This window comes from Moorena sp. SIO2C4, assembly GCF_010672485.1.
GTDB classification, from domain to species: domain Bacteria; phylum Cyanobacteriota; class Cyanobacteriia; order Cyanobacteriales; family Coleofasciculaceae; genus Moorena; species Moorena producens.
This window is the reverse complement of record NZ_JAAHGN010000231.1, coordinates 1-8419: the sequence shown is the minus strand read 5'-3', so window position 1 is coordinate 8419 and position 8419 is coordinate 1. Positions and strand designations below refer to the sequence as shown.

The following is an 8419-nucleotide window of genomic DNA, read 5'->3' as shown; positions in this document are numbered from 1 at the left end:
TCCCCTTAATAAGGGGGGAGTCCGGAAATCGATCTAGTTTGTCCCCCTTCCGCCCAAATAACTAAGGGCGGAGTAAACTCAAAGAGTTCCCTTTCCTAACTCGATCCCCCCCTGCCCCCCTTAATAAGGGGGGAGTCCGGAAATCGATCTAGTTTGTCCCCCTTCCGCCCAAAGAACTAAGGGGGGAGTCCGGAAATTGATCTAGAAAGTCCCCCTTATTAAGGGGGATTTAGGGGGATCAAATCTCCCTAAATTGCTATAATTAAACTAATCGAACATAACTACCTATAAATTATGGCAGCATTGTCCCTTTTGGCTAGTTTAGAACTATCGCAAATAGCGCCACCATTGTTAAGTATTGTTGCTAAAGAAGCAGGGAAGCATATAGTTAAATCTCTGACTAAAAGCGATATCGAAAAAGCCATCAAAGCGGGAGCAGAAGCCGTTGATCAATGGGACAAACAACTGGATAGTCAACAGCGCTTATTTTTTCACGCTCCCCCGGATGGCTGGAATGGAGTTAATCGGTTTTTGAACGACTATTTTACTCATTCTGCTGTTGTGGCGGAATTACAGAAACCCTTACTTAATCAAGGTAAGCCAGACCGGGATATTTTAAGCACCGTATTTCAACAACAAGCTGAAGCCAAGACTATTAAACTAAATCAAGACAGTCTCAAGCCTTGGATAGAGACATTTATTAATGCTTATTTTCAGCACACGGATACTTATCTTAAATTTCAGGTAGCTAAACAGGATTATTGTGAGCAGTTAGCCAACTGGTTTGATGATGTCAAATTTGCTGGCATTGCTGTGCCTGGGCAAGAAGTAGAAAAATCGGAGAAGTTAGCCCAGATTTTCGTAATGCCAGATGTCGTGGAAGACGTATCAACTGCTGGCGCTTGGGAGCGGGAGTTGTTAGCAGCCGGTAGTGGGGAAAAGCCAGAAAGGCTGCTATTGGAAAAGACAACTGGCCGGAAATTCTTGGCTCAGCAGTTATTGAGCCAAAGTCAGTCGAGAAGAGTGGTAATCCTGGGTGCGCCAGGCTCTGGTAAAACCACCTTGATGAGCTATTTTGCGGTAATATTAGCTCAGCAAAATCCTGACATTTTGGGATTAGATGGTGATACCGACTGGCTACCGATTTTAATCAGGATGCGAGATTTTGCCAGACATCTCGATAAAAGCCTGATCGACTATGCTCGGATATTTGCGGAAAACACCATGTCAGTGAAACCGTTACCAGTGGGATTTTTCGAGCATTGGTTATCTGATGGTAGAGCCTTGATATTGCTGGATGGTTTGGATGAAGTAGCAGAAGAGGCTAAACGCCATGATGTAGTCAAGCGCATCGAGAATTTTTTAGGACAGTTTAACAGAAATCGCGCTATTATTACATCTAGACCGGCTGGTTATCGGCGCGACTTTTTCCGCACTGAGGAATTTCCCCACTATCAAATCCAACCCTTTGATGACCAAAAGATTTCGGCATTTATTGAGAACTGGTATAACAGTCGCTTTCAAGACCAAGCAGAAGCCAAAAGGCGCAAGGAGAGTTTAGGAAAGGCGCTGAATGATAATGACCGGATTACCTTGTTGGCACGGAATCCCTTATTGTTGACAATTATTGCATTAATCCATCGGTATCAAGCGGTATTGCCCAAAGAACGGTTTGAGCTTTATAATTGTGCAGTCAAAACCTTGTTAACCTCTTGGGATGCTAACAAAGAAATCAGCAATCAGGGACTATTTAAATATCTAGATTTCTATGATTTGCGCCGATTGATGGAATTGTTAGCTTATTGGATTCATGGCCAAGGAAATAGTGAAGATAACGAAGGCAGTACGTTAATTAACCGTGATGATTTGATTAAGCAGTTGAGCAAAGAGATTAAAACTTTAAAGCAGGTGCAGTTATATCAAGCCAAACAAGAAGCAGAAGCATTTGTAACCTTGATTCGCGATCGCACTGGTTTATTGAATGAGCAGGGGCAAGATTGTTATGGGTTTGTCCATAAGAGCTTTCAAGAATATTTGTGTGCTGAAGAAATTGACTATCATGCAGAAAATGAGTATGATTTTCGGATTGTTTTGAATCAGATTCGGGAGCATTTACATGACTCCCACTGGCGCGAAGTGTTATTATTGCTAATAGCACAACAAAAACCGAAAAATGCCGCGAAAGCGATTCGGGCAGTATTGAATAATAATAGTAAATATGAGCAGTGGTTACATCGGGATTTGTTATTTGCTGGTAATTGTTTGGCAGAAGACCCGAAAAATTTGCGTGGTGCTGATGGTGAGTTAGTGCAAGAGATTTTAGAGGGGTTGGTTGAGTTGGAGGTGAGTACTAAAGAGCCGGTTGGCAAGAGGGTTTACGAGCAGGTTTATCAAATAATTTGTAGTTTGTATGAAACGGATTTTCAAGCACAGGTATTGGAATTGTTGAAGGAGCGATTGGCCTACGGCCACGCTACGGGATCGGATTGGATTGATCAGCTGCGATTGTTGAACTATAGAGCCGAGTTAGGGGAAAAAGATCAGGTAATAACAATATTACTAGCACAGCTTCAGGATCACAATGTTAGTGTGCGTTGGAGGGCTGCCCAAGCCTTGGGCGAATTGCGCAACAGTTCAGAAACTGTAGTCAACGCCCTCATAGCACAGCTTCAGGATCACAATGTTAGTGTGCGTTGGAAGGCTGCCCAAGCCTTGGGCAGATTGGGCAACAACTCAGAAACCATAGTCAACGCCCTCATAGCAAGGCTTCAGGATCACAATTCTCATGTGCGTTGGAGGGCAGCTCGTGCCTTAGGCAATTTGGGCAACAGTTCACAAACCATAGTCAGCGCCCTCATAGCACGTCTTCAGGATGAGAATTCTACTGTGGGTTGGGAGGCAACCTATGCCTTGGGGCAATTGGGCAACAACTCAGAAACCCTAGTCAGCACCCTCCTAGCACAGCTAAAGGATGAGAATTCTGATTTGCGTGGGTGGACAGCCTATGCCTTGGGAAAATTAGGCAACAGGTCAGAACCCGTAGTCAACGCCCTCCTAGCAAGGCTTAAGGATCAGAATTTTAGTGTGCGTTGGAAGGCAGCCGAATCCTTGGGCAATTTGGGCAATAGCTCAGAAACCGTAGTCAGCCCCCTCCTAGCAGGGCTTCAGGATCACAATTCTCATGTGCGTAGGGACGCAGCCAGAACCTTGGGCAATTTGGAAAACAGTTCAGAAAGCGTAGTTAATGCCCTCCTAGCACGGCTTCAGAATGATGATTATTATGTGAGTAGGAACGCAGCCATAGCCTTGGGCAGATTGAACAACAGCTCACAAACCGTAGTCAACGCCCTCATAGCACTGCTTCAGGATGATGATTATTATGTGCGTAGGGACGCAAGCGAAGCTTTGGGTAAATTAGGCAAAACATCCAATCATGTTATCCCTAGTGTGATTAAATGGATTGAACAACACCAGGATTCAGACTATGTGGGCAGTGGTATTGATGTGCTGTGGGATTTGGTCGTAGGACGGGAGTCGGGAGTCGGGAGTAGTAAGAAAGAGAGCCAAAGAGTTTTTGATATTATTAGAAATAAAGATATGTTTGTGGTATAATATAATCTTGTGCATTTTTACGGTATTGTTGTTGTTGGATGCGATCGCGTAGCGGCTCTTTGCTGAGCATCGCATTTCACTGTTCCCTGTTCCCTATTCCCTGTTCCCTAAAATCCCAAAATTCTCTACTTTACCCAAATAAGAATTACTCTAAAACAACACAAAACCCTCAACAGCTCTAAGCCATCGAGGATTAATTACAAAGAGCGATCGCATTAAGCCTCGCAATTAAACCCTTAAAAATAGGGATAAATCGGTATTTAATACCACAAAATGGACATTGACATTTACTTAGCGCTAGAGTATAATTGAAGTGTAGAATCCAGCTCTAACGATGCCAAGAAAAGAAGGAGTAACAAAAAGGATATCGACTCAAGTCGTCCCTGTGGCAGGGATGACAAAGTCGGTTGAACTTGAATTGCTGCAGGTAATGAAAAAGCTGGGTATCGTCAGGGCTGAGTCCTACAACAAGCTGGGAAGTATTAACCATTGGGGACTAGATTGGAAAAAGGCGTACCCAGAAGTAAGGAGTTTTAGGACTCCCGAATCCCTGGGACTACCTTCAAAACTAATGGAATGGACAGTCAGTGATGTAGCGAAAGCAATCACAGCCCAACAAGCAGCTTGCACTGAGGCCGTTGTCAAAAGGATTTACAAAAGGTTCTCTGGTACATACAACCAAAAGAGAAGAAAAGAGCTTTGTAGACAGCTCAAAACTTTAGCTTTCCTAGAAAATCCTTTACTACACAGGTTTGTCAGGAAGGAATACCAACGTGGGCATTCTTGGGTTAAGAACCAAATAGTCTATCAACAGGGAGGTTATACCTGTAAGCAACTTTCTCGCAACACTTATCAGTTAGAGTTAGCTGGGTTGAGAAGAGGAAAAAGGAACAAGGTAATCGTTAGATCTAACCGAAAACTGAAAGGACAGATTCGGTTGATACATAATCACGTTTTGCCAAGATTTGAGATTCATTTTCTAGTAGACCATGGAACCGTAGAAATACCATCTGAACTCAAGAGTGTAGGAGTAGACAAGGGATACACCGAAGCTTTCTATGATTCGGATGGTCACGCCCATGGGAAGGGACTAGGGAAAGAAACTACCAAGAAATCAGATAGAATATGTGCCAAGAATCGCAATAGAGGGAAACTATGGGCACTTCATAGAAAGCTAGAGGAACTAAATCCATCTAGATCTGCTCGAATACTGAAAAACAATCTTAGTCGAAAGACAGAAAATAAACGCTACAGACAAAATCAATCGGAACTTAAAGCCATTATAGGAGCCGCTTCTAAATCTCTTTTTAATGGTGAATCGTTGAAAGTTTTTGCGGAAGATTTAACACAACCAATAAAAAATAAACGTCAGTCCAAGGCCATGTCCCGTAAGCTTAATAGTTGGATGAAGGGTCAAATGCGGGACTCCTTACAGAAGTGGGCTAATTGGACTGGGTCGGTTGTTACAGAAGTTCAACCTAGTTACACGTCGCAAGTTGACTCCAGAAATGGAACCCTTCTCGGGAAAAGGACTGGGGACAATTTTACCGGATTTGATGGGGTCGTGTTGCAGGCTGACTATAATGCTGCCAAAAACGTCCTTGATAGAGGTACGGACAAGGACATTACCCGGTACATGAATAAAACCGAGGTGCAGGCAGTATTATTGCGCCGTACCGCGCGTTTCTTGGAAGGGATGGGACTGAGTTTGCTTGATGCAATTGAGCTTGGATGGCTTGATTGTAAACATGAGCTTTGCTCGGGCTTTCAAGGAACTCCTGGTCGGGATGCCAGGAACGTCTAAATAGATGGGTGGCAGGCTTAACTCCAATTGCCGATGACCACCCCTCACTTAGACCACAATAAAATGCACCTTGACCGTCTTATCCGGGATTATCCCGATTAATTACGGTTTAAGAGTATCCCTAGGTTCGTTTTTTCCTACGCTTCCTTGCCAGCTTCCTCTCCTTAATTTTGGCAGCAACAATACTGCGGTCAATGGGCAATCCTGCTCTAGGAATTACCTGATATTGTCGCTCGTCTTCTAGATTTTTAAGCTTAGTGTAATCAACCCAGTGGATACAATCTACTGGACAAGTGTCTATCGCTTCTTGTATCACCTCTTCTGGGTCCCCATCTTGCCGAAAAACCCGGGATCTACCGTAGTCGGCTTCCATATAAAACGTATTTCGAGCGACGTGGGCGCAGTGTTTACAGCCAATGCAGGTAATTTCATCAACGTAAACACCTTTTTGTCGCAGAATACCCCCTAGCTCTGGCTCAAAACCAGAACGCTCTGGAGCATCTCGAAAGACACCCCCTAACTCTGGTTCCAAACCCGAACGCTCTGACTCTGGCGTCGGTGAGAACTCAGACATTACGCGCTCCAGCGTTGTACAACTAAACGAATTGAACCATCTTTATTATCTTGTTGCTCAGCAACCTCAAAGCCTTGCTTAGCAGTTTCCTTAATTACTGTGTTGTAAGCGTAACGCTGGGTTACCCGTTGTAGGAAACCATCTACAGACCAAGGCTGTTGCCAATACTGAAAATCAGCAACTAGTTCGTAAGCGTTACCATTCCAACTAAAACCGATGTCGTAGTCATTCTCTTGCTCAATCACTACTTCAGCAGTGCGAGTTTGACCTTGATAACCGCGCACAGGGCTAGGACCAGATTCCCAATCAATCCCTAAGTCATTTAAAGCAGTTTCTAAGGATGAACGGTTACGGATTTGGGTTTTGATAGTGCTGAAATGAGACATTTTTGGTAATAAAACGAATTTACTAACTGGAACACAAATTTACCAATGGCTAACGGTAGCTTGAGTTGTGGCTGTTGCCGACAGTTCAAGCTTTTGGTCGAAGTAATCTGATGTTTTCTCAACAGATACGACTTGTCCTAGCTGAGCTTCAATAGCAGCTGTTACCTCTGCGCAAGAGGCTCCGATGATCCCAGTGACTTTTTCCTGGACTCGACCATCTGGATAAATTACAAACTCTAATGTTTCCATAGTCGCCTTAGTGCTCGGTTTATCCCTAGTTGCAGGTTGTGGCACCGGTTGTTGCACCAGTCCAGGAGTATCTAAATCCTGGATTGATATCACTGATCACTGACCAGTGCTATAGCTGGTTACTAATCAAATGATAATAATTCAGATCATGGCGCAAACAACATTAACATAAGTTTATAGTAAATCGAGTGTTTACTTTAATATTTTGTTAGTTTCTCGTAACTTTTGCTATCAGTCAAGGGGTGGGATAACCCAAAAATGGTTTGTTAACAAGTAAGCTATCAGCTCTCAGCTATCAGCTCTCAGGTATCAGCTATCAGCGATCAGCTCTCAGCTATCAGGTATCAGCTATCAGCGATCAGCTCTCAGCTCTCAGCTCTCAGGTATCAGGTATCAGCTCTGAGCTATCAGCTCTCAGCCAAAAGCCTTGGCCTATATCTGACATCTGTTCGCGTAGCGTGGCCAAAGGCCAACGGCTGACGGCTGACGGCTGACGGCTGACGGCTGACGGCTGACGGCTGACGGCTGACGGCTGACGGCTGACGGCTGATATTAACAAAATGTAGAGAATCTAGGGGACTGGGCAAAGTATGAAGTATGAAGTATGAATTATTAAAGTTCAGCGAGATAGTTTAATAACCGTTATGAGTGAAACGCAAGTCAGAGGTGTAAATAACCCCAAAACCGCTAATCCCAATGGATTAGAGCGAATACGAGTAGGGGTTTTAGGCTTTGGGGGATTAGGTCAAGCCGCTACCAGAGTGTTAGCTCCTAAGGGAGAAATGCTTTGGGTCGCAGCAGCTGACCGGAAAGGTTATGTTTATGACGCAGCTGGGTTAAACCCTGAGCGTTGTATCCAGACCTACCAATCCCAAGGTTCCTTGGGTTATGTAGAACCAGGTGGCACCTTAAGTAGCAAGAGTATCGAAGAGTTAATCCAAAACGCGACAGTAGATGGATATTTCCTAGCACTGCCAAATTTACCCAATACCTTTATGGCATCGGTGGTTAAGCAATTTATTCAATCGGGTTGGCAGGGAGTTTTAGTAGATGCTCTCAAGCGCACTAGTGCTGTAGAACAACTGTTGCAACTGCAAGATGAATTGCAAGCAGCTGGAATTACCTATATGACTGGCTGCGGTGCTACTCCAGGACTATTGACCGCTGCTGCTGCGATCGCATCTCAAAGCTATGCCGAGATTCACAGTGTCAACATTACCTTTGGGGTAGGGATTGCTAACTGGGAAGCCTATCGAGCAACAATTCGAGAAGATATTGCTCACCTTCCTGGTTACGATGTAGAACGAGCCAAAGCCATGAGTGATGCTGAGGTCGAAGCCTTATTAGATCAAACCGATGGCATCATCAGCCTAGAGAATATGGAACATGCTGATGATGTGATGCTGGAACTAGCAGGGATTTGCTCACGCGATCGCGTTTCTGTTGGTGGTGTTGTTGATACCCGCAATCCTAAAAAACCCCTCAGTACCAATGTCCAAATCACAGGTCGCACCTTTGAGGGTAAAATTTCCACTCACACCTTTACCCTTGGTGATGAAACCAGCATGGCTGCTAATGTCTGTGGTCCCGCCTTTGGTTATCTAAAAGCAGGAGTTTCCCTACATCACAAGGGGATTTATGGTCTATTGACTGCTGCTGAAGTCATGCCCCAGTTTGTGAAATAGTCATTGGTTTTAGGGAGTAGGGAGTAGGGAGTAGGGAGTAGGGAACAGTGCGTAGGGTGCGTTAGGGGCGGACTTGCCATGATTTTCCGCTTCTTCGCCCGGGTTGGGA

Annotated in this window: 7 protein-coding genes; 3 read left to right on the top strand and 4 right to left on the bottom strand. The window is 44.5% G+C overall.

Features of this window, described 5'->3' with window-relative positions; translation table 11 throughout:
- Positions 1 to 294 precede the first annotated feature (294 nt).
- The gene (locus F6K20_RS14315) at positions 295 to 3612 is read left to right on the top strand and encodes an NACHT domain-containing protein (protein WP_287255221.1); all 3318 of its coding nucleotides are present in this window, start codon (positions 295 to 297) and stop codon (positions 3610 to 3612) included.
- Positions 3613 to 3946: 334 nt separating this feature from the next.
- Complete coding sequence (locus F6K20_RS14310) at positions 3947 to 5416, top strand: zinc ribbon domain-containing protein (protein WP_287295059.1); 1470 nt, start codon at positions 3947 to 3949, stop codon at positions 5414 to 5416.
- A gap of 121 nt (positions 5417 to 5537) precedes the next feature.
- On the opposite strand, the gene F6K20_RS14305 is transcribed toward F6K20_RS14310, so the two are convergent.
- The 4 genes from F6K20_RS14305 to F6K20_RS14290 all read right to left on the bottom strand — a co-directional run bounded on the left by F6K20_RS14305 (position 5538) and on the right by F6K20_RS14290 (position 7184).
- Positions 5538 to 5990 carry a ferredoxin gene (locus tag F6K20_RS14305; protein WP_009149209.1) on the bottom strand — a complete coding sequence of 151 codons (453 nt, stop codon included), beginning with the start codon at positions 5988 to 5990 and terminating at the stop codon, positions 5538 to 5540.
- On the bottom strand, positions 5990 to 6376 hold the full coding sequence (locus F6K20_RS14300) for a DUF1257 domain-containing protein (protein ID WP_009149212.1): 387 nt from the start codon (positions 6374 to 6376) through the stop codon (positions 5990 to 5992). The genes F6K20_RS14305 and F6K20_RS14300 overlap by 1 nt, the downstream gene beginning before the upstream one ends.
- Before the next feature lie 39 nt (positions 6377 to 6415).
- On the bottom strand, positions 6416 to 6625 hold the full coding sequence (locus F6K20_RS14295) for a DUF2997 domain-containing protein (protein ID WP_044494432.1): 210 nt from the start codon (positions 6623 to 6625) through the stop codon (positions 6416 to 6418).
- Between the two features lie 379 nt (positions 6626 to 7004).
- The gene (locus F6K20_RS14290; protein ID WP_154659884.1) at positions 7005 to 7184 is read right to left on the bottom strand and encodes a hypothetical protein; all 180 of its coding nucleotides are present in this window, start codon (positions 7182 to 7184) and stop codon (positions 7005 to 7007) included.
- 85 nt (positions 7185 to 7269) lie between these two features.
- On the opposite strand from F6K20_RS14290, the gene bioU reads away from it, so the two are divergent.
- The gene (gene bioU / locus F6K20_RS14285) at positions 7270 to 8310 is read left to right on the top strand and encodes a (S)-8-amino-7-oxononanoate synthase BioU (protein ID WP_009149222.1); all 1041 of its coding nucleotides are present in this window, start codon (positions 7270 to 7272) and stop codon (positions 8308 to 8310) included.
- Positions 8311 to 8419: the final 109 nt, after the last annotated feature.